Raw genomic sequence first — 20574 nt, forward strand, 5'->3', positions numbered from 1 at the left:
GGACGGCGAATTCTACAGAGATCTCAGACACCGTCAACACCTAACTTTAAAAAATTCCAAAAAAACTCAAAAAAAGCTAAAAACACCCTCAAACTGTTCACTCCGCAACCAGCGCTATTTAATCCCTATACAGCAGACATAAAAAAAGGGTGATTACTGACGTAATCACCCTTTTTTTATCTCTACCTGAAGCCACTAACCTAATGTAAAAAGATGATGTTTCTTTTTACCCAGCTTCACGAGGAAGTATTTGCCGTATAGTGCTTTCTCAACAGCAAAGACCTGTGGAGCATTCATATTATCTTCTACTCCATGTGCCTGACCGTTAACAATCACTGCATTACGTTGCAGGGCATCTTTAACCTGTTTACCACCTGGCGCCATACCCGCCTCAGATAACAGTGTTGTTAGCGGCGTTTCACTCAGCTCACCAGTCTTTAATGCAGATGAAGGTAATCCATCCTGTGCGATCTGAGCGTAATCCTGTTCACTTAACTCCGATGTATCCCCAGAGAAAAGCGCATCAGTAATACGTCGTGCCGCCATAAGACCTGATTCCCCATGAACCAAGCGTGTAACCTCTTCTGCCAAAACTTTCTGTGCTTCAGGACGCCCCTGACGTTCTGCATCTGCTTTTTCCAATGCATCAATCTCAGCAACAGGCAAGAAAGTAAAATATTTCAGAAAACGATACACATCGGCATCTGCGGTCTGCAACCAGAATTGATAGAACGCATACGGTGATGTTTTATTCGCATCCAGCCAGATTGTGCCTGACTCCGTTTTACCGAACTTTGTTCCATCTGATTTCGTAATCAATGGCAGTGTCAGGCCAAACACTTGATTACCATTCATACGGCGTGTCAGTTCTGTGCCGCCCGTAATATTGCCCCACTGATCAGAACCACCAATCTGTAAGGTACAGTTATGAGAAGCATTCAACTGCTGAAAATCATATGACTGCAGGATCATGTATGTAAATTCAGTAAAAGAGATCCCTTCCCCTTCACGATCGATGCGCTGTTTTACGGACTCTTTAGCAATCATCTGATTTACAGAGAAATGCTTACCCACATCGCGCAAGAAACTCAACACATTGACGTTTTGAGTCCAGTCCAGGTTATTCACAACCTCAGCACTTTTCTCACCCGCTTCAAAATCAATAAATGCACTCACCTGTGCTTTAAGCTTTTCGACCCATCCTGCTACAGTAGAATCATCGTTAAGTTTTCGTTCCTGCGCTTTAAAACTGGGATCACCGATCAAACCAGTTGCACCGCCAACCAATGCCAGCGGTTTGTGCCCATATTCCTGAAAACGCTTTAAGGTTAACAGAGGCACCAAACTCCCGATATGAAGGCTATCCGCAGTAGGATCGAATCCGCAATAGAGAGTCACACTGCCGTCAGCAAGATGTTTTTCCAGTTCGTCTTCACTGGTCATCTGCGCAACCAGTCCGCGCGCTTTTAAGTCTTGTAACAGTGTTTCGCTCATCGCTTCAATATGCTCTTTATCATGGCAGGTTAGTAAAAGACGGCTATTTTAGCGGGAGCACGCTCTGCAAACAAATATGTTCCTGCGTTTATTTATTTGATCCACACCAAGCACTGTTCAAGTTTTGTTCAGCCATGCCGACTTTTTTATATAAGAGTGGCATAATGTGACGTTTGTAACCGATAACCCACGACATACATTCAAGGGGCACAGGGTGTTCACACGCTTTTCATCTTTCCGCGGTAATTTTCCGACTGTCCATCTCATTGCAGTCTGCATATCTGTCTTTATTCTTAGCCTTACTCTGCTCCTACTCCCATCACAGCCAGTCAGTGCAACTAAAGGCAGCCCTGTACTAGAATCCTCAACTACTGTGAATGAGCTTGAAAGCACTCCCGTTGCTGTAGCCGCTACCAAACCAGCAGCAAACGAAACAACGGCTGATACTCCTACAAGCAGTTCCAACACTCTTTCCGTGTCCTCCGATGAACACTGGGTTGATTATGTTATTGGTAGCGGTGACAACCTGACCACAATGTTTAAAAAAGCGGGATTAACCGCACGTGATGTTTACCTTGCTGCTAATGCAGGCAGAGAGATCAAAGCATTTACACGACTGTTTCCAGGCCAGACACTCTCCTTTCTTATAACAGATGGCGAACTGTATAAACTCCGCCATATACACTCTGCACTCAAAACAACCTGGCTGCACAAAACAGACAACGGTTTTAAAGTTGAAGAGGTTTTGCGTAAACCGGCTATTAAGCAACAGTTTGCAGAAGGCGTTATTCAGGATTCACTCTTTCTTGCCGGTGAAGAGGCGGGACTATCGAGCAAAAAGATAATGGAGCTGGCGAGCATCTTTGGCTGGGATGTTGATTTCGTTCTCGATATCAGAAAAAACGATAGCTTCAGCCTAATTTATGAAGAGCACTACCTCGATGGAGAAAAGATAGGCGAAGGCCCTATTATCGCCGCTCAATTTATCAACCGTGGACAGAAATATACCGCACTTCGCTATACCAACCCCGAAGGTGATAGTAACTATTTCACACCTGAAGGTTATAGCATGCGCAAAGCATTTCTTCGCTCCCCGGTAGACTTTGCCCGTATAAGCTCGCGATTCAGCCTTAAACGCAAACATCCTGTACTCAACCGTATCCGTGCCCATAAAGGTGTCGATTACGCAGCCCGTACTGGCACACCTATTAAAGCAGCAGGTGATGGCAAGATTATTTTCCGAGGCCGCAAAGGCGGATATGGTAATGCTGTCATTGTCCAACACGGCGGAAATATCACCACCCTTTATGCACATATGAAAAGCTTTAAGCGCAACCAACGTGTAGGCAGCAAAATCAAACAAGGGCAGGTTATTGGTTTCGTTGGGCAATCCGGTTTGGCTAGCGGCCCACACCTACACTACGAATTCCGTCTTAACGGGGTTCACAAAAACCCTCTGACAGTTAAGCTCCCTCATGCCAAGCCCATTCAGAAACGAGATGCTGAAGCTTTCAAGGATACCGCCAGCAGCCTACTGGCACAGTTGGAAACCTATCAAGCGACAAAACTCGCAGCGCTAAGTACGCAATAATGAGCAAACTGAAAAATATTTATATTGGTCTCATGTCAGGCACGAGCCTAGACGGAATTGATATCGTCGCCGCCCGTTTTGAACCCAGCTTTCAATTATTAGCCTCACAGTCAGCGATTATCCCTGCAGAGCTGAAGAATAAACTACTATCCCTAACCCAGCCAGGTTCCAATGAGATCGATCTGATGGGCATAGCGGATAATGCATTAGGGCAGCTCTTTGCCGATGCTACAAACCAACTGATAGATGATAACAATATTGATCGCTCGCAGATCAGGGCTATTGGCAGCCACGGACAAACCATCAGGCATCGCCCGGAATGTGGATTCACCCTGCAGATTGGTAATGCAAATATCATTGCAGAACAGACAAGGATCACGACGGTAGCTGATTTCAGACGCCGAGATATGGCCACCGGAGGACAGGGCGCACCACTGGTTCCAGCATTTCATAAGGCTCTACTGCAAAGCTCCGTAGATGATCGAATTCTTTTAAATGTCGGGGGCATGGCCAATATAACCTTTCTCCCATGCAACATCGACCAACCAGTCATGGGATTCGATACAGGACCTGGCAATGTGCTTTCAGATGCCTGGATTATGCATTGCCTGAAACAACCTTTCGACCATCATGGAGACTGGGCACGATCAGGCTCACTCAACTCAGCACTGCTTAATGATCTATTATCACTGCCCTACTTTTCAGAAGCACCGCCTAAAAGCACTGGCAGAGAGCAGTTCAATCTGGATTGGGTCCAGCAAATATTAGCGGGGCACTCCACGCTTTCTGATGCGGATGTACAACGTACATTACTTGAGCTCACGGCAGAGTCCATATCATCTAATATCCGCCAGTTCGTACCGAGTCAACAGTTCGAGCTTTTTGTCTGCGGAGGTGGAAGCAACAACAGATTCATGCTGGAGCGGCTTCGCTTATTGATGCCTCAGATCAAAATATCCACCAGCGATAAGCTTGGTATTGAGGCTGATTGGATGGAAGCAGCTGCATTTGCCTGGCTAGCAAAACGTTGCTTAGATGGAGAAAGCGGCAACGTCCCGGATGTCACGGGCGCCAGTCATGAGAGAATACTCGGCTCGATACACCCCGCCTAGAAATAAAGATAGCCTTCTCGTCGTAATCGAACCTCCTCAGCAGGCCCAAGGGGAACGGTATCTACAAAATCGGGAAGCTCGGAACGCTCAACCCCATTGATTCTCATCCAGGTTTCACAAATTCGAATATCGATAACATTACTCGCTTCGAGGCGTTCCGCGAGTTTAATCAGATCTTTATACCGTTCCATATTTCTATGTCTGAACGCATGCGCCTCATCGCCATGCAGCACAAAGACGATCGGATCATAAGTGCTCAGATTTTCAACTTCCTCAGCCAGCATCCCCGCCCGCTTAAACAGCATTTCAACCTCGCTGGGGGTATTTTTCTTAATCAGCGCAAGATATCGGGGACTCTGAAGGTCTGGAGAGATAGGAGATTGCTGAGTTTCAGCATAAGCACTTAGAGAGAAGCAAAGGAGAAGAAAAGAAAAGAATGTGCGATACATACCTTTTTACCTACAAAAGCAATCATTTCACTTATAGCAGAGCTAGAGGTATATGAATAGGTTATAAACACCGTTTACAACCTATTCTCTCCTACTCAGATTGAGAAGGAGGAACCACAACCGCAGGTTGTGGTTGCATTAGGGTTATTAATAACAAACTGCGATCCCTGCAGACCTTCTTTAAAGTCTACCTCAGCACCGGCCAGATACTGGAAGCTCATAGGATCAACAACCATCGTCACCCCATCCCTCTCTACAACAGTATCATCATCTGCTGCACTTTCATCAAAGGTAAAGCCGTAAGAGAAACCGGCACAGCCTCCACCTGTGATAAACACACGTAGTTTCAGGCTGTCGTTTTCCTCTTCTTCAATCAACGACCTAACTTTTGCAGCTGCAGCTGCGGTAAAAACCATTGCCGCTTCTGCATTTGGATCAACTGTTTCTATCATAGGGACCATACTCAAATTAACTGAGCGCAATTATCACCTTAACCCAGCAATTCAGTCAAGTATTATGGCATCAAACCAACAACATGAAGACCTGCACTCTCATCCAGATCAAACATAATATTCATATTCTGGATCGCCTGACCTGCAGCACCTTTCACCAAGTTATCAATAACCGATAGCACTACGACCGTGTCATCATTTTGCGGACGATGGATGCTTATACGGCACATATTCGCACCTTTAACACTTCGTGTTTGCGGATGACTGCCTGCTGGCATGACATCAACAAAAGGCTCATCAGCATAGCGCTCTTCGAACAGCGCCTGCAGATCATGATCTACCGGGTCTTTCAAAACACCGTAACAGGTCGAATGAATTCCTCGGATCATGGGTGTCAGGTGAGGAACAAAGGTCAGATGAACCGGTCGCTCAGCAACCAAAGATAATCCCTGTTTGATTTCAGGCAGATGACGATGCCCATGAACACCATAAGCCATCATACTTTCGCTGGCCTCGCACATCAGCATACCAACTTTGGCACCACGCCCTGCTCCACTGACACCTGATTTACAATCCGCAATCAGTCGACGGTGATCGATCAGTTTGTTCTCCAGTAGCGGAAGGTACGCCAACTGTGTTGCGGTTGGGTAACAGCCAGGACAAGCAATTAGCTGCGCACTCTTGATCTGCTCACGGTTCAGTTCAGGCAATCCATACACAGCCAACTCAGCCATATCCGGCTGAGTATGTTCCATGCCATACCATTCAGACCAGAGTTCCAGATCTTTAATCCGGAAATCAGCTCCCAGATCAATTACCCGTGTGCCACTATTGACCAACTCTGCAGCCATGTTCATTGCCACACCATGAGGAGTCGCAAAGAACACAACATCACATCCACTCAAGGTTTTTACGTCAGGCACGGTGAACTTAAGGTCATACAAACCTCGCAGGTTAGGATACATATCAGCTACGCTAATACCTTCCTCTGATCGGGAAGTGATCACCTCAACTTTCGCCTGTGGATGATTTGCTAATAATCGAAGTAACTCAACACCGGTGTAACCGGTTCCGCCTACAATACCGACCTTAATCACGGGAACCTCTCATAAGGGACAAAAAACTGGTAACGTATAATACAGAATCAGCAGCCCATATGACTATTAATAAATAATTCAATACGATGCTCCGAAATACTTTTTCCATGGAACATTTCCGCCATCGCCTGGCGCACAGCGAAGCATTGCCTCAGATGGTTGTTCTGGGCATTCTCTGCGGGCTCCTGTGTGGAGGTGTGCTGGGAGCCTTTCGTTTTCTGCTCGAGTACCCACTTTCGCAACTGCTTCCAGGTAACGAAAGTGAAAATTTCGAAGGCCTGTCTCACTGGTTCCATTTTTTCCTGCCGGTCATTGGCAGTCTGCTACTCATCGCTATTCTTTCACGTGTAACACCGCTCAACCGAAAAGTGGGTGTAACTCACATGATGGAACGAATGGCGTACCATCAGAGCAAGCTTCCCCTCGTCAATGCCATCATGCAATTTCTTGTCGCCACCACAGCTTTGATCTTTGGTCATTCTGTCGGTAAAGAGGGCCCGGCTATCCACCTGGGAGCAGCCTGTGGCAGCCAACTTGGACAGAGACTGAATCTCCCTAACAATACCCTTCGAATTCTAGCAGGTTGCGGAACAGCCGCCGGCATCGCTGCCACCTTCAACACCCCACTTGCAGGCGTAGTGTTCGCAATGGAAGTTGTCTTACTGGAATACACGGTGATCGGATTCATGCCAGTGATGGTATCGGCGGCAACCGGCGCACTTGTCGTACAGTTCATGTTTGGCAGCGAGTTAGTACTTACTGTTCCCTCAATGCATATTGAGTCCTTACGCGAGATACCTTATGTCGCCTTTCTCGGCGGCATTATCGGTCTACTGGCCGTAATGTTCATCTACCTGATGCGGGAGACGATGAAGTGGTCAGATCATTCAGTTTTGACCTACCGCTCTAAACTGATCATAGCGGGGTTATTCACCGGTTGTTGCGCCGTTTTTTACCCACAGGTTATGGGGGTCGGCTATGACACTGTTGCTGCCGCCCTGCAGGGGCAGATAGGCCTTGGACTGCTAATAGGCATACTGATCGCCAAATGCATACTGACCCCGGTGGTGCTCGGCCTGGGGGTTCCGGCAGGTCTTATCGGCCCGACTTTCTTTATAGGCGCTGTCGCAGGCGGCATGCTTGGCATTTTAGGTGCAGGAGCTGTCGATGAAGATGTCGCCCACTCAGGCTTTTATGCACTTTTAGGGATGGGCAGCATGATGGGGGCTGTGACTAATGCCCCGATGGCAGCTCTCGTCGCCATACTGGAACTGACCGGCAATCCCAATATTATCTTTCCAGCGATGATCTCAATCGTTATCTCAAATCTGATCGCCCGTTACGTTTTTAAAATGCCGTCCATCTTCGTTACGAGCATGCAGCTACAGGGGATGGATTATCGCTATCGCCCTCTCACACAAGTGCTCAACAGTTCAGCAGTTCAGAGCCTGATGACCACCCACTTCGTAAAAAGCGATCCGATCATATCGTGCCAAGGTGCCAGCAATGCCCTGGAGGGTAATCCAGACTGGATTATGATCTCCCATAATGATGAAAATATTCTCCTCTCTCCCGGAGATCTTCACTCTATGGTTCGAGCCTCCACGCACCCCCAGCAGGATATCGATATGTTAAAAATGCCTGCACTACGTCTGGATACGAAACCGATCGAAACTAACGCAACACTGCAACAAGCCTTGGATCAGATGACTGCAGAGGGAGTTGAAGCCCTCTGCGTTGTTGATAACCAGGCGAATGTGATCGGTCTGCTTTACCGCGACCAGATAGAAGCCTACTACCGTCAGAGTTAATCCATGAAATACAGTCTAACCGGTCTCTATGGGATCACCGATGCTGAGTTAATGCCAGATACTGAAACCCTGCTACGCCGGGTCGAAAGCAGCCTCAAAGGGGGTGCCCGAGTCATCCAGTACCGGGATAAATCTTCAGACCTTCAAAAACGGGTGCAGCAAGCTTCCGCTCTGAACACACTTTGCCAAACCTATAAAGTCCCTCTTCTGATCAATGATGATGCAGGCCTGGCAGCTGGGATTGGTGCAGCAGGTGTCCACCTTGGTCAGAGTGATGGCGCCGTAGCGGAAGCCAGGGAGATGCTGGGGGAGGATGCGATCATTGGTGTGACCTGCCATGACTCTTTAGCGCTTGCTACAGAAGCATCCCTGGAGGGGGCTGACTATATCGCCTTTGGGGCTTTTTTCCCGTCAAAAACTAAACCTGACGCTACACCGGCTCCGATTACGCTCATTCAGCAGGCGAAGGCCTCTATTCAGCTTCCAATAGTAGCGATTGGTGGCATTAGCGTGGATAATGCCGAACAGATTGTGACCGCCGGTGCTGATATGGTGGCCGTTATTCATGCTCTTTACGCCCAGAATGATATCCAGGCCACCGCAAAGCGTTTCCACCAGCAATTTACTAATTGATTTAGAGAGATAGAAAGATGTCCCGTTCCGAAGAGCTATTTCAGGCAGCCCAACGACATATTCCTGGTGGCGTAAATTCGCCAGTCCGTGCATTTAAAGGTGTTGGAGGAACTCCGGTTTTCTTCAAGCGTGGTGATGGCGCCTATCTCTTCGACGAAGATGACAATAAATATATCGATTATGTGGGTTCTTGGGGGCCTATGATCCTGGGGCACTGTAACAGTGACGTTATCGATGCCGTTCGCAGCTCCCTTGATAATGGACTTGGTTTCGGTGCACCAACCGAAATTGAGATTGAGATGGCAGATAAAGTATGTGAAATCATGCCCTCTCTGGATATGGTTCGCATGGTGAGTTCGGGTACCGAAGCTACCATGAGCGCTATTCGCCTGGCTCGTGGTTACACTAAACGCGATAAGATCGTAAAGTTTGAAGGTTGCTACCACGGCCATTCAGACTCCTTACTGGTTAAAGCAGGGTCCGGCATGCTCACCCTTGGCGAGCCGAGTTCACCCGGCGTTCCTACATCACTTGCAGAACACACAATCACACTGACCCATAACGATATTGATAGTGTACGCCAAGCCTTTGCCGAGGTAGGGGATCAGATCGCCTGCATTATTGTTGAGCCTGTTGCTGGCAACATGAACTGTATTCCACCACTTCCTGGTTTTCTGGAAGGGCTGCGCGAAGTCTGCGATGAATACGGTAGCGTACTGATTTTTGACGAAGTGATGACAGGCTTCCGCGTCGCACTCGGTGGCGCTCAGTCTGTGTACAACGTTAAACCTGACCTGACCACCCTAGGGAAGGTGATTGGCGGCGGACTACCTGTCGGCGCCTTTGGTGGTAAGAAAGAGATTATGGAGCATATCGCACCTTTGGGAGCGGTCTATCAGGCTGGCACCCTGTCTGGAAACCCTCTGGCAATGGCAGCTGGCCTTGCGATGCTCAAAGCGGTTTCCAAACCCGGCTTCTACGAGCAGCTCAGCGCTAAAGTAGAACTGTTGACCGAAGGCCTTCAGGCCGTTGCCATGTCAAATGGGGTTCCGTTTACCACCAGCAGAGTCGGCGGTATGTTTGGTCTGTTCTTCACAGAGCAGCAACAGGTCACCAGCTTCTCAGAGACAATGGCATGTGATGCGGACAAGTTCTCTCGTTTCTTCCACGGCATGCTGGATCAAGGTGTATACCTGGCACCTTCTGCCTTTGAAGCTGGATTTGTTTCTGCGGCTCATACCCAGGAAGATATTGAAGCCACTATTGCAGCTGCCGATCAGGTATTTTCAAATCTGAAATGAGTATTATCCTAATCAGCAGTTACCTTTTCCTGTTGGTCTGCGCCCTGTTTCTGGCAGGGCGTAGCTACAAAGCGGGCGAGGAAAATGATCATACTGCCAGTATGGTTATCAGTCTCTCGGCGGCTTTCATCGCTTGTGCAGCAGCGGGTAATCTACTGCTGCAACAAACAGATCAGGACATTCAAACCCTGCAGAGAATTCTCGATAATCTCGCTTATTATGCCGCGATACCGCTTATCGCCAGCGCTCTGCTTGATAACGCCTGGAAATTCGAATGGTCAAAAGCGGCATGGGGAAGGTGGCTGCTGGTGCTGTTTGCACTATTTGAGCTCTGCCGAAGGAGCGATATTGGTGCACTATACAGCCAGGTAATGGCGGCACTTTCAGTCGCTGTGATCTTGATCAGTGTACTTCGCAGTGACGTTTCATCCTTGCGAATTGCGGGCTGTGCTGCAGCCGCATCACTGGCATCAGCCCTATTCATCTACGGTCCCTACTCATTGATAGCTGACTCCATCGATCCGGCAACCTACTCTGTTACGCTAGGAGTGTCACTGGGCTTACTAAGTCTCGCTTTTACTCCAAAAAAATCACAGTGATCCAACGCCTCATACCAGTGCAAGCAATGCACCCAAATAAAGCAAAAACCTTTTAAAATCAATAAATTGATACAGCTCACTTTTATTGAATTTTAGCGTAACACTACCCCTTAAGGGATATAGGTTTGTCCGTAAGCCCTGTGTCATCGTAAAGATCTACTTGATCGATCACAGGGCTAATTATATGAGTACACTGAGCAACCTTATCGCTAAACAGATCATGTCTGATGAACTGCTGACCGCCTCCGAACACTGGTCGATTCAGACTCTTATAGATTTTTTTAATCGCCACAAAGTAACCGGCGCCCCTGTTCTTTCATCACGTCAGGATTTTATTGGAGTCGTCAGCATCAGTGACGTGCTTACATTTGATGGCAATCCAAAGCACAACATCAGCGAAAATCCGCTAACACAGTTTTACTACAACACGCTGGAAGGCTATACGCCTGATGAACTCGGACTCTCTCAGGGCAACCAGCATATGAATCACTTAGTCAGTGAGATTATGACACCTGAGATAATCACAGCCGATGCAGAGACTCCCGTCACAGAGCTCGCAGCAATCATGTATAGAAAAGGGATTCACCGAATTTTCATCACCGAAGATGAACAGATCAAAGGGGCGGTTTCCACACTCGATATCTTAAAACTTGTCGCGGATAGTTAAGCACTTAAGCTTTTTCTGTCAAAGTTAGCCAATATCAAGTCCATTCGCTATTTCTGCCTCTAAGATGTGGTGCAATAGCATATGGGTATTAGGGTAGATGTATAACCAAGCCATAACCGTGAAACCACTTCCTGGCGATCTGGCCATGTGGATCTTCATCGCTGCTGAACTGACAGTCTTTGCACTCCTATTTCTGCTGTTTAGCCTGATTCGTCTGACGCATACGGATCTCTTTCTGGAGGGACAGCAATCCCTCCATAGCGAAGCGGGTCTGATCAATACTCTGGCATTGATTACAGCCAGTTGGTTCGCCGTCAAATCCGTTGAATCAAATCGTCAAAACCAGCCGACTCGGGCTGCCTGCTGGTTAATTGCCGCGATCCTAGCTGCCTCCGTGTATGTCGTCGTAAAGCTATGGGAGTACAACCAACTGATAACTGTCGGATTTGATCTGGATAGCAACGCGTTCTATACCGGCTATTTTCTACTAACCGGATTCCATCTGTTACATGTACTCCTCGGCATGATCATCCTCCTGTTCATTACCGGCCGTTTATTCAAAAAGGCATATCCCCCAGGGGAAACCACGGGGCTTGAAAGCGGAATCTGCTATTGGCATATGGTTGATCTGGTATGGGTGTTACTCTTCCCTTTAATTTATGTGATTCGCTGATGAAAACCTCCAATCTAACCGGGTTCATTCTCATCACGGTCACTCTACTCAGTTTCTATCTGGCAGAAACTGAGATGCAACCAGGCCTCGTTGCTATAGTGCTGATGCTCACCTCACTAAAAGCCTCACTCATCATTGACGGCTTTATGGAACTATTCAAAGTGAGCCATCTGGTTCGCCGTTCACTCCACCTATACTGCCCTGTACTAGCCATTCTGATCTGGAGTCTTCTTTTTCTTCCACAACTTGATTAATTATCAGTGCCCGAATGTTCTTAAGAGGGTTACATCATGCACCTGTATACGGGAACCTTTCACTGAAATAATGCCCTCAATTTTCATCTCTTTTATTAAACGAGATAGAGTTTCAGGCTGCATAGCTAGTTGAGAGGCGATCAGTTGCTTTGCCATCGGCAGAACGATATCTGCGAATTCTGCCGCTGGATCCGGCAACAGCCCGAAAAGATAGTTACTCAAGCGGTGACGTGTATTTTGCAGGGTCAGCGTCTCGATCTCATTGATCCTGCGATGCAGTTTCATCGCCATATTCCCCATCACACCCAATGCGGATTCAGGTGAAGAGAGAAGGAGCTCCTTATAGATCTGACTGGGTATCACTATCACCTCTGCCTGTCCCATCGCCTCCGCATTTAGCGGGTATACTTTCTGCTCAAGAAACATCAATGCTTCTGCAAACGCATCCCCCTGCCTAACTACTTCAATCACTTTAGCCAAACCATCCGGGGAGACTCGAAATAATTTTATACTGCCGCTTTTCACGAGATAAAATGAGTGTGCCTCACTTCCTTGATGAAACAGGCTCTCTTCATTCTCGAGTGCGACGAGACGAGATGACTGTGCCAACCGCTCCAGACCAGCGGCATCAAAAGAGCTAAAAAGATGGTGCGCTCCCAGGCATGCGAGCAACGGGTTCCCAATAGTTATTGATCCTCTGGGCGTAGTCATAAATACCAACCTCTTCATTACGATCAAGTGCTTTTGATCCGAATTATTACAAGCAGATAACTCATCAGTTCACCTGTTTTTTTTATTTTAGCCTGAGCAGAAACCAAAAGATGTATTTTATATATATTTTTTATTTCAAATTGATATTCCTCAAGTTCCTCACACTGAGAATGCAAGACACTTGCATCCGGGTATCAACACCCCTAACGACAAGAATCCGTCTATCGGAGCCTGACCATGAACGAAACATTCACAAAATCTATGGCTCGAAACATCTTTTATGGAGGCAGTTTGTTCTTCATTCTGGTGTTTATTGGCCTCACCCTCCACACAGAGAGGGTATTACCAGAACGGGACCATCGGGAAAACATCACCCCCGAAGTCATTCTTGGGAAAAAGATATGGGAAGAGAACAACTGTATCGGATGTCACTCCCTACTGGGTGAAGGGGCTTACTTTGCACCTGAACTTGGCAACGTATACAAACGCTTTGGCAACAGCACGGCTGCCATTGTCGGTTTTATTAAAAGCCGACCTGTTGAAGGTATTCCGGGACGCCGCAGTATGCCGCAGTTCAACCTGACCGATGAAGAGTTACAAGCGCTCGCAGAGTTCCTGAAATGGACATCTGAAGTGAATACAAGTAACTGGCCTCCAAATATTCAGGGTTAAAGGTAGCGATTATGAAATTTCAATCTCAATCCGTTGCGATGCCCTATTTCATAGCGGCATTGGGCCTGTTTGTCGGCCAGATAATTTTTGGCCTGATTATGGGCTTACAGTATGTTGTCGGAGATTTCCTGTTTCCTGAGATCCCCTTCAATGTTGCCCGCATGGTTCATACAAACCTACTGATAGTCTGGCTGCTATTTGGTTTTATGGGTGCAGCTTATTACCTCGTTCCTGAAGAGGCGGAAACCGAGCTATACAGCCCGAAGCTGGCCTGGATACTGTTCTGGGTATTCTTTATTGCAGGGGTGTTAACAGTTGCAGGTTACCTGCTGGTACCCTATGCACGCCTCGCCGAACTGACCGGAAATGATCTGCTTCCCACTATGGGGCGTGAGTTTCTGGAGCAGCCAACCATTACCAAAGCAGGGATAGTTATTGTCGCGCTGGGCTTCCTGTTTAACCTGGGGATGACCGTACTTCGTGGCCGTAAAACAGTGGTCAATACTGTTCTGATGATCGGCCTGGTCGGCCTCGCCGTCATGTTCCTGTTCTCATTCTACAACCCTGATAATCTTGTCAGGGATAAATTCTACTGGTGGTATGTCGTACACCTGTGGGTAGAGGGTGTCTGGGAATTGATCCTTGGTGCGATTCTGGCATTTGTGCTTATCAAAACAACAGGCGTCGATCGCGAGGTCATCGAGAAATGGCTCTATATGATTATCGCTATGGCTTTGATCACCGGAATTTTAGGTACTGGTCACCACTTTTACTGGATCGGTACTCCTGAATACTGGCAGTGGTTAGGATCCATATTCTCTGCACTTGAGCCTATCCCGTTCTTCATGATGACCCTGTTTGCCTTCAATATGGTCAACAAGCGTCGCCGCGATCATCCAAATAAGGCCGCGGTCCTCTGGGCAATGGGTACCGGCGTGATGGCGTTTCTCGGTGCCGGAGTATGGGGCTTCCTGCATACACTCGCGCCAGTGAACTATTACACTCACGGAACACAGATCACCGCTTCCCATGGACACATGGCTTTCTACGGTGCATATGCAATGATCGTTATGAGCATCATCTCATATGCAGTACCTCAGATGCGTGGCCGAATTGCTAACTGCAACCGTGCACAGGTAATGGAGATGTGGGGATTCTGGTTGATGACTGTGTCGATGGTATTTATCACACTTTTCCTTACGGGCGCCGGCATTCTGCAGGTATGGATGCAGCGCTATACCGACACTCCGCTACCGTTTATGACAGTCCAGGATAAGATTGAGATCTTCTATTGGCTACGTGAAGCTGCTGGCGTGGTCTTCCTGATCGGTCTGGTGGTGTACATCAAAAGTTTCTTTACCGGCAGTGAACAAGAAGCGGTTGAGGACTACACAAAATCAATTACACAGCGCGATTACGCCGCTGCAGAGTAAACCTTGCCTAATCAGACCAGTTTATCGCCTCGATAAGCTGGTCTCTCCTTGAGGGATTTATAATGCAATCAACCAAGCCTACCCCTATCAGTCAAGAGGACTCTCTGCCGTTCTATGTTCCCCAACATAACGAAATCGAACTCTTTGAGCATGCCTATCACCACCAGCTACCGGTCTTGATCAAAGGCCCGACCGGTTGTGGCAAAACGCGGTTTATCAGTCATATGGCAGAGAGACTGGGGCTCCCGCTCTACACTGTATCCTGCCATGATGATCTCACCGCTTCAGACCTGGTGGGTCGCTACCTGATCGGCGACGGCACAACACAGTGGCATGATGGCCCGTTAACCCGGGCAGTGCGAGAAGGCGGAATCTGCTATCTAGACGAGGTTGTTGAGGCGCGAAAAGATACTACGGTGGTAATTCACCCTCTAACCGATGACAGACGTATCCTCCCTCTGGACAGAACGGGTGAACTCCTTCAGGCGCCGAGAAATTTTATGCTGGTTGTCTCATATAACCCGGGTTACCAGAATCTGATGAAAGGCCTCAAACCCAGCACCCGGCAACGCTTTATCTCCATGAGTTTCAACTACCTTTCCCCAGAGGAAGAGCTTGCCGTTCTGGATGAAGAGACCGGGCTCGAAAAACTACAGTGCCAACGACTGATACGCCTGGCCACTGGACTACGAAACCTAAAAGATATGGATCTTGAAGAGGGAGCAAGTACTCGCTTACTGGTTTATACCGCCACACTGATAAAAGCTGGGTTCGACCCGATTGAAGCCTGCAGGGCTGGTCTGGTTGAATCTCTAACCGATGATGAAGATACCATCAGTGCGCTAATGGAAGTTGTACGTGCAAACTTCAGTTGTTGAGGAATAAACAGTGGAAGAACAGGTAGGTCAATTCTGGGACAGGTTCATCACTAAGCTGGCAGATCCAAACCATCAACATGAACCGGTCAAGCTACAAGAGTTGCGCAAACCTCTGGCCATCTTTTTCCGTACGCTGGGTGGTGAGCCCGGCTTATCGATTCGTGCTGCATCAGAAACCAGCAATGACAGTAAGCGTAGCTGGATTCAGAGATTGGCCGGCAGCCATCAACGCATCGCACTGGCATGGCGTGACGAAGATACCTTATGCCTGCCTGAGTCACTCAATGTTTATCCACAGGCCTCTTTGAACCGTGATCTATACTATTGGCTCGCCGCACTTGCCTGCGCCCCCTCATACACCGACAGCAGTTGGATCAAACGCAGTCAGCAGCAAACCAACTGGGTTCTTTCAAAATTCCCAGGGCTCAAACAGCGCTACACCTGTTTGCTTGAAGCATTGATTCCCTTAAGGGCAAAACACCTGAAAGGGATGGATGCAAAGATAGAGCAGGTGATTTTACAGGCGCTGCGTAATCCCGGCTCTGTAGAGAGCCTCCCACAGAGTAAATTGAATCCGGCTCCGGTTCCTCTCTGGTTACATCCATCACCACCCTTATCTCAACCTGTCGCTACCACAGCGCATTCAACAGACGATGGCCGATCAAATTCATCTGGCGAGAGTGAGGAGAGCAAACAGCAGAAGAAACGTCAGGCCGAACCTACCGAAATGCCTGAGGAAAAAGGGGGTTTGTTAGCCCTGCGCTATGAAACCAGTTTATTCAGTCTGGCCGAAATGACTCGGGTCAATCGTGAAACAGAGGAGGAAGATGACCTAAGTTCGGCTGATGCAAATGCCGATGATCTGGAAAAACTCAGCATCGCCAGAGACAATCAGACCATCGCAAAACGGATCCGATTTGACCTGGATCTGGCACCCGAAGCAGATGATGACATCGATCTCTCCGGTCCGCTGCTTCTCCCTGAATGGGACCATCGGAAACAGGAACTCATTCCAGATTATTGTCAGATTATATCTCCAAAAGCGGATGACAGCTCCTCTGCAGAACTACCTCACCATCTGCAATACAGCGCCAAACGTCTACGCCGCCAGTTTCAATCACTGCGTCCGCACTGTCAGTGGATTAAACAGCAACCGGAGGGTTCAGAGCTTGATCTAGAAGCCTACAGTCACTTCCACTCACAGCGGGCTGCGGGGCATTTAGTCGCAGAACCCAACCTCTATTCGGCACTCCAGAGGAATCATCGTGATCTTGCATGCCTCCTGTTAGCGGACCTCTCGCTCTCCACTGATGCCTGGGTAGCTCAACAAGCACGCGTCATCGATATCATCCGTGACAGTCTTATGCTGTTTGGGGAAACGCTGCAACAAACCGGAGACCGTTTTGCAATATACGGCTTCTCATCACGATTTCGGAATCATGTCCGCTTCCATACGCTGAAAAGTTTTGAGCAACCTTATGGCGGGAAAGTACGCGGCCAGATCAATGCGATCAAGCCCGGCTATTACACCCGAATGGGTACCGCTGTTCGCCGGGCAACGCAGCTATTGAGCGAGCAACCGAATCAACAAAAGCTGCTGCTACTGCTGACAGATGGGAAACCCAATGATCTGGACAAATATGAAGGCAGGTATGGAATAGAGGACACCCGCGAGGCCATACGCGAGGCCCGTAAGGCAGGGCTAATCCCATTTTGTATCACAATAGACAACGAAGGGGAGGATTACCTGCCCTATCTATTTGGCAGGAATCACTACACTCTGGTCAGACGTGCCACTGAGCTACCTGGAAAGTTACCTCAGCTTTATGCTCGCCTGACCAGCTTACCCCACTGAACGAGCCTAATAGCTCTGTGCTTTCAGGCGGGCCTCTCGAGCGCCTGAACGATCACCGGAACTTTGCCGAATATCCGCAATCAGCAACCATAAGCGCCGCAACATCACTACATCACCAATCGCCAGATTCGTACCTTTTAAGGCTAATTGTTCCGCCTGAGGCCAACGCCCTTCTAGACGGCGCAGATCAGCCCAATGATAGTAGATCTCAGGATCCCGCGGTGCGATACGCTGAGCACGCTCAAGGCTGCTTTCAGCGGACTGCATGGAACCACTTTGTTTCTGCCGCTTGGCGCTGTCCAACAGTGCAATCACTGCCGGATTCTGAGCTTGAACGGTCCTTGCCGTAGGTACAGGCACAGAGACCGTCTGCTCAGTTCGTGACTCTCGAATTACGCCAGGCCGGACGACCACACCTGTTGCAGCAGGCTCCACTTGTTGAACAACACCTCCCTGTCCCGTTCTATCCTCAACGGGGGGGCGGTAACCTCCTGTTCCACTGACACAACCAGCCAATCCAACAAACATCACACCTGCAACCGCAGCTTTTAAGCCGCCTCTTACCTGAACCATCGTTTAAACCAATCCAAAGAGTTATTTTGCCGGTCATCAGCACACTCAGCGTATTCCTGCGGAGCTGTACCTATTATGAACGGTAACTGTCGAACGCCCTGGCACTGCTCTGCCGAAAGCAATCCAGTCTGTTCCTCTATCCAATGATACTCAATCCCCTCTGGCTGTGTCGCCATAAAGGAGTGTGGCCGCTCTTTAACCATTAACTCGGTCCAAACTCGCAAAGCACCACCGGAACCGGTAAATGGTAATTTACCGTTATTATCCAACCCTAACCAGACCACTGCCATACGGTCCCCCGCAAAGCCGGCAAACCAGCTATCACGTTGATCATTACTGGTGCCCGTTTTGCCCGCTACATTCAGTGCAGCCGGCAAACGATTATAGATATAACGCCCTGTTCCCTCTCGCGTCACAGCCTGTAGCGCGTACTGAATCAGGTGCATATTCTCGGCCGAAACCACCTGTTTAACTTTAAAGGGGTAGCGGGATAGCTCCTCACCCTCGATATCCGTCACCAGTCGGATCGCCCGCATCGGTGCCCGAAAACCATTCGCCGCGATAGTCTGATACACCTTCGCGATCTCAAACGGGCTCATCGATTCAGCACCCAGTAGCAGAGATGGATAAGGTTTCGGCGTCCGTTCAACCCCCAGGCGTTCTAGCAGATCAATCACCTTATCCAGGCCGACGCTCATTCCCAACTGCGCAGTGCTCTGGTTATAGGATTTCGCGAGCGCCAGATAAAACGGAACCTTACCATGACTTACCCGATCAAAATTCTGCGGCACCCAACTGGAGCCATCCGATAAGGACACACTGATCGGTTGATCATCCAGAATGGTCGCCAGTGTATAACCCTGCTCCAATCCGGCCAGGTACACGGCCGGCTTCACCAGAGAACCTATAGGACGACGCGCATCCAACGCACGGTTAAAACCCTGATAGCGAGTCTGCTTCCCCCCGACCAACGCTAAAACCTCGCCCGTTTGCGGATCCGTTACGACGATCCCTCCCTGCAACTCACTAACGGGCTTCCCATACCGTTTCTGTAAAGTCGTAATGGTCCTGCTTAACGCCTGCTCACTGTTTGCCTGCACCATCGGGTCAAGGCTGGTAAAAACACGCAACCCTTCAGAGTTCAGCACCTCTTCAGGGTACTCTTCACGCAGCTGCCGTTTCACCAGATCCAGATAAGCCGGATAAGCCCCCTTGTGTAAGCTGCGCTGCTTAACAACGCCCAGTGACTGTTTTTCGGCAGATAAGCGCTGTTTCATACTGATAACGCCCTGCTCCTGCAACACCTTCAAAACCAGATTTCGTCGTGCTGTTGCCCGCTCAGGGTGACGGCGTGGATCGTAATAGGAGGGGCCTTTGACCATGCCCGCCAACAGTGCCACCTGATGGAGTTTTAACTCATGAATCGGTTGTGCAAAATAGTACTGACTGGCTAGACCAAATCCATGTACGGCGCGCGAACCGGCCTGCCCCAGATAAACCTCATTCAGATAGGCTTCAAGAATCTCCTCTTTGCTGTAGTGCAGATCCAGTAGCACCGCCATCGGGATCTCCATCAGCTTACGCGCCAAAGTTCGCTCCGATGTGAGGTAAAAGTTCTTAATCAACTGCTGCGTGAGCGTACTGCCACCCTGCACAAAACGGCCAGCTTTGATATTCACCCACATAGCGCGAGCGATCCCTTTGGGCGAAACACCAAAATGATCGTAGTAATCGCGGTCTTCTATCTGGATCAGTGCTTCCAGCAACGCTTCTGGCGCCTGATCCAAACGAATCAGGTCGCGATCCTCATTATCCTGTGGATAGATCCCTCCAATCAGGATCGGTTCCAACCGGCTCAGAGGGACTGACTGACCATTACTGCCCTGAATAGAAGCAACACGGTTACCACTGAAAGAGATCAACATCCGTTTGGCAGGTTCATCCCCATCAGGAAAACTGAATCCCCGGGTATAGACTCGCGCCCTTGAAGAGGCCCACTCAACCATGCCCGGCTTATTCGCCTGATTTACAAAACGGTACCCGAGTCCCTTCAACTCCTGCTTGAACGCAGCCCGATCCAGCACCTGCCCAGGATAGAGTTCGAGTGGACGCGCATAGACTTTCGCCGGCAGAGCCCAACGCTTACCTTCGAATTTAGTGGTGACCTGTACATCCAGATAGATTAAGCCTATACCGCCAATCACGAGGCCCAATAGGGATAATTTGAAAAGCAGAATCAGGAACTTTTTCAGAAAACTGCGCGGCTTCTTTGAACGCTGCCCACGACTTGACGATTTTGGTGCTCTCTTTTTTGCCATT

20 protein-coding genes are annotated in these 20574 nt (G+C 48.8%); 13 read left to right on the forward strand and 7 right to left on the reverse strand.

From position 1 onward, the window contains the following. Positions 1–195 precede the first annotated feature (195 nt). The gene (tyrS, locus tag Q0882_RS15500) at positions 196–1494 is read right to left on the reverse strand and encodes a tyrosine--tRNA ligase (RefSeq protein ID WP_299183518.1); all 1299 of its coding nucleotides are present in this window, start codon (positions 1492–1494) and stop codon (positions 196–198) included. Between the two features lie 166 nt (positions 1495–1660). Here tyrS and Q0882_RS15505 point away from each other — a divergent pair, with 166 nt between their 5' ends. Beyond that, a complete protein-coding gene (locus Q0882_RS15505; protein WP_299183520.1) occupies positions 1661–3085 on the forward strand; it encodes a peptidoglycan DD-metalloendopeptidase family protein in 1425 nt (474 codons plus the stop codon). Between the two features lie 8 nt (positions 3086–3093). Then, a complete protein-coding gene (locus tag Q0882_RS15510) occupies positions 3094–4197 on the forward strand; it encodes an anhydro-N-acetylmuramic acid kinase (protein ID WP_366915938.1) in 1104 nt (367 codons plus the stop codon). Here the strand turns inward: Q0882_RS15510 and Q0882_RS15515 are convergent. From Q0882_RS15515 to argC, 3 genes are all read right to left on the reverse strand, one after another. Continuing rightward, complete coding sequence (locus Q0882_RS15515) at positions 4194–4646, reverse strand: hypothetical protein (RefSeq protein ID WP_299183525.1); 453 nt, start codon at positions 4644–4646, stop codon at positions 4194–4196. The genes Q0882_RS15510 and Q0882_RS15515 overlap by 4 nt on opposite strands. Positions 4647–4741: 95 nt before the next feature. Continuing rightward, the gene (gene erpA, locus Q0882_RS15520) at positions 4742–5098 is read right to left on the reverse strand and encodes an iron-sulfur cluster insertion protein ErpA (RefSeq protein WP_299183528.1); all 357 of its coding nucleotides are present in this window, start codon (positions 5096–5098) and stop codon (positions 4742–4744) included. A 62-nt stretch (positions 5099–5160) separates the two neighbouring features. After that, entirely contained in the window at positions 5161–6195 is a 1035-nt protein-coding gene (gene argC / locus Q0882_RS15525) for an N-acetyl-gamma-glutamyl-phosphate reductase (RefSeq protein WP_299183530.1), read from the reverse strand. 107 nt (positions 6196–6302) lie between these two features. Between argC and Q0882_RS15530 the strand changes: the two genes are divergently transcribed. From Q0882_RS15530 to Q0882_RS15560, 7 genes are all read left to right on the forward strand, one after another. Further along, the gene (locus tag Q0882_RS15530) at positions 6303–8006 is read left to right on the forward strand and encodes a chloride channel protein (protein WP_299183533.1); all 1704 of its coding nucleotides are present in this window, start codon (positions 6303–6305) and stop codon (positions 8004–8006) included. Positions 8007–8009: 3 nt separating this feature from the next. Next, positions 8010–8639 carry a thiamine phosphate synthase gene (gene thiE / locus Q0882_RS15535; protein WP_299183535.1) on the forward strand — a complete coding sequence of 210 codons (630 nt, stop codon included), beginning with the start codon at positions 8010–8012 and terminating at the stop codon, positions 8637–8639. A 17-nt stretch (positions 8640–8656) separates the two neighbouring features. Further along, complete coding sequence (hemL, locus tag Q0882_RS15540; protein WP_299183537.1) at positions 8657–9940, forward strand: glutamate-1-semialdehyde 2,1-aminomutase; 1284 nt, start codon at positions 8657–8659, stop codon at positions 9938–9940. Further along, positions 9937–10539, forward strand: coding sequence for a hypothetical protein (locus tag Q0882_RS15545; protein ID WP_299183539.1), 603 nt, complete (start codon positions 9937–9939; stop codon positions 10537–10539). Before hemL ends, Q0882_RS15545 begins: the two co-directional genes overlap by 4 nt. A 184-nt stretch (positions 10540–10723) precedes the next feature. Further along, on the forward strand, positions 10724–11206 hold the full coding sequence (locus Q0882_RS15550) for a CBS domain-containing protein (RefSeq protein WP_299183541.1): 483 nt from the start codon (positions 10724–10726) through the stop codon (positions 11204–11206). Between the two features lie 97 nt (positions 11207–11303). Beyond that, positions 11304–11879, forward strand: a complete 576-nt coding sequence (locus Q0882_RS15555) for a cytochrome c oxidase subunit 3 (RefSeq protein ID WP_299183544.1) — start codon at positions 11304–11306, stop codon at positions 11877–11879. Beyond that, positions 11879–12133 (forward strand): cytochrome C oxidase subunit IV family protein, encoded by a 255-nt coding sequence (locus Q0882_RS15560; protein WP_299183546.1) that lies wholly within the window; start codon positions 11879–11881, stop codon positions 12131–12133. The genes Q0882_RS15555 and Q0882_RS15560 overlap by 1 nt, the downstream gene beginning before the upstream one ends. Positions 12134–12136: 3 nt before the next feature. On the opposite strand, the gene Q0882_RS15565 is transcribed toward Q0882_RS15560, so the two are convergent. Then, complete coding sequence (locus tag Q0882_RS15565; RefSeq protein WP_299183548.1) at positions 12137–12844, reverse strand: Crp/Fnr family transcriptional regulator; 708 nt, start codon at positions 12842–12844, stop codon at positions 12137–12139. A gap of 237 nt (positions 12845–13081) precedes the next feature. On the opposite strand from Q0882_RS15565, the gene Q0882_RS15570 reads away from it, so the two are divergent. From Q0882_RS15570 to Q0882_RS15585, 4 genes are all read left to right on the forward strand, one after another. After that, a complete protein-coding gene (locus Q0882_RS15570) occupies positions 13082–13516 on the forward strand; it encodes a cytochrome c (protein ID WP_299183551.1) in 435 nt (144 codons plus the stop codon). A gap of 11 nt (positions 13517–13527) precedes the next feature. Beyond that, the gene (locus tag Q0882_RS15575; protein WP_299183553.1) at positions 13528–14949 is read left to right on the forward strand and encodes a cbb3-type cytochrome c oxidase subunit I; all 1422 of its coding nucleotides are present in this window, start codon (positions 13528–13530) and stop codon (positions 14947–14949) included. 62 nt (positions 14950–15011) lie between these two features. Beyond that, entirely contained in the window at positions 15012–15827 is an 816-nt protein-coding gene (locus Q0882_RS15580; protein WP_299183556.1) for a CbbQ/NirQ/NorQ/GpvN family protein, read from the forward strand. Positions 15828–15837: 10 nt separating this feature from the next. Beyond that, positions 15838–17682 (forward strand): VWA domain-containing protein, encoded by a 1845-nt coding sequence (locus Q0882_RS15585; RefSeq protein WP_299183559.1) that lies wholly within the window; start codon positions 15838–15840, stop codon positions 17680–17682. Positions 17683–17688: 6 nt separating this feature from the next. On the opposite strand, the gene Q0882_RS15590 is transcribed toward Q0882_RS15585, so the two are convergent. Further along, positions 17689–18255 (reverse strand): tetratricopeptide repeat protein, encoded by a 567-nt coding sequence (locus Q0882_RS15590; protein ID WP_299183561.1) that lies wholly within the window; start codon positions 18253–18255, stop codon positions 17689–17691. After that, positions 18243–20573 carry a penicillin-binding protein 1B gene (gene mrcB, locus Q0882_RS15595; RefSeq protein WP_299183563.1) on the reverse strand — a complete coding sequence of 777 codons (2331 nt, stop codon included), beginning with the start codon at positions 20571–20573 and terminating at the stop codon, positions 18243–18245. The genes Q0882_RS15590 and mrcB overlap by 13 nt, the downstream gene beginning before the upstream one ends. Position 20574: the final 1 nt, after the last annotated feature.

This window comes from uncultured Neptuniibacter sp. (genome assembly GCF_947498015.1).
Lineage (GTDB): Bacteria > Pseudomonadota > Gammaproteobacteria > Pseudomonadales > Balneatricaceae > Neptuniibacter.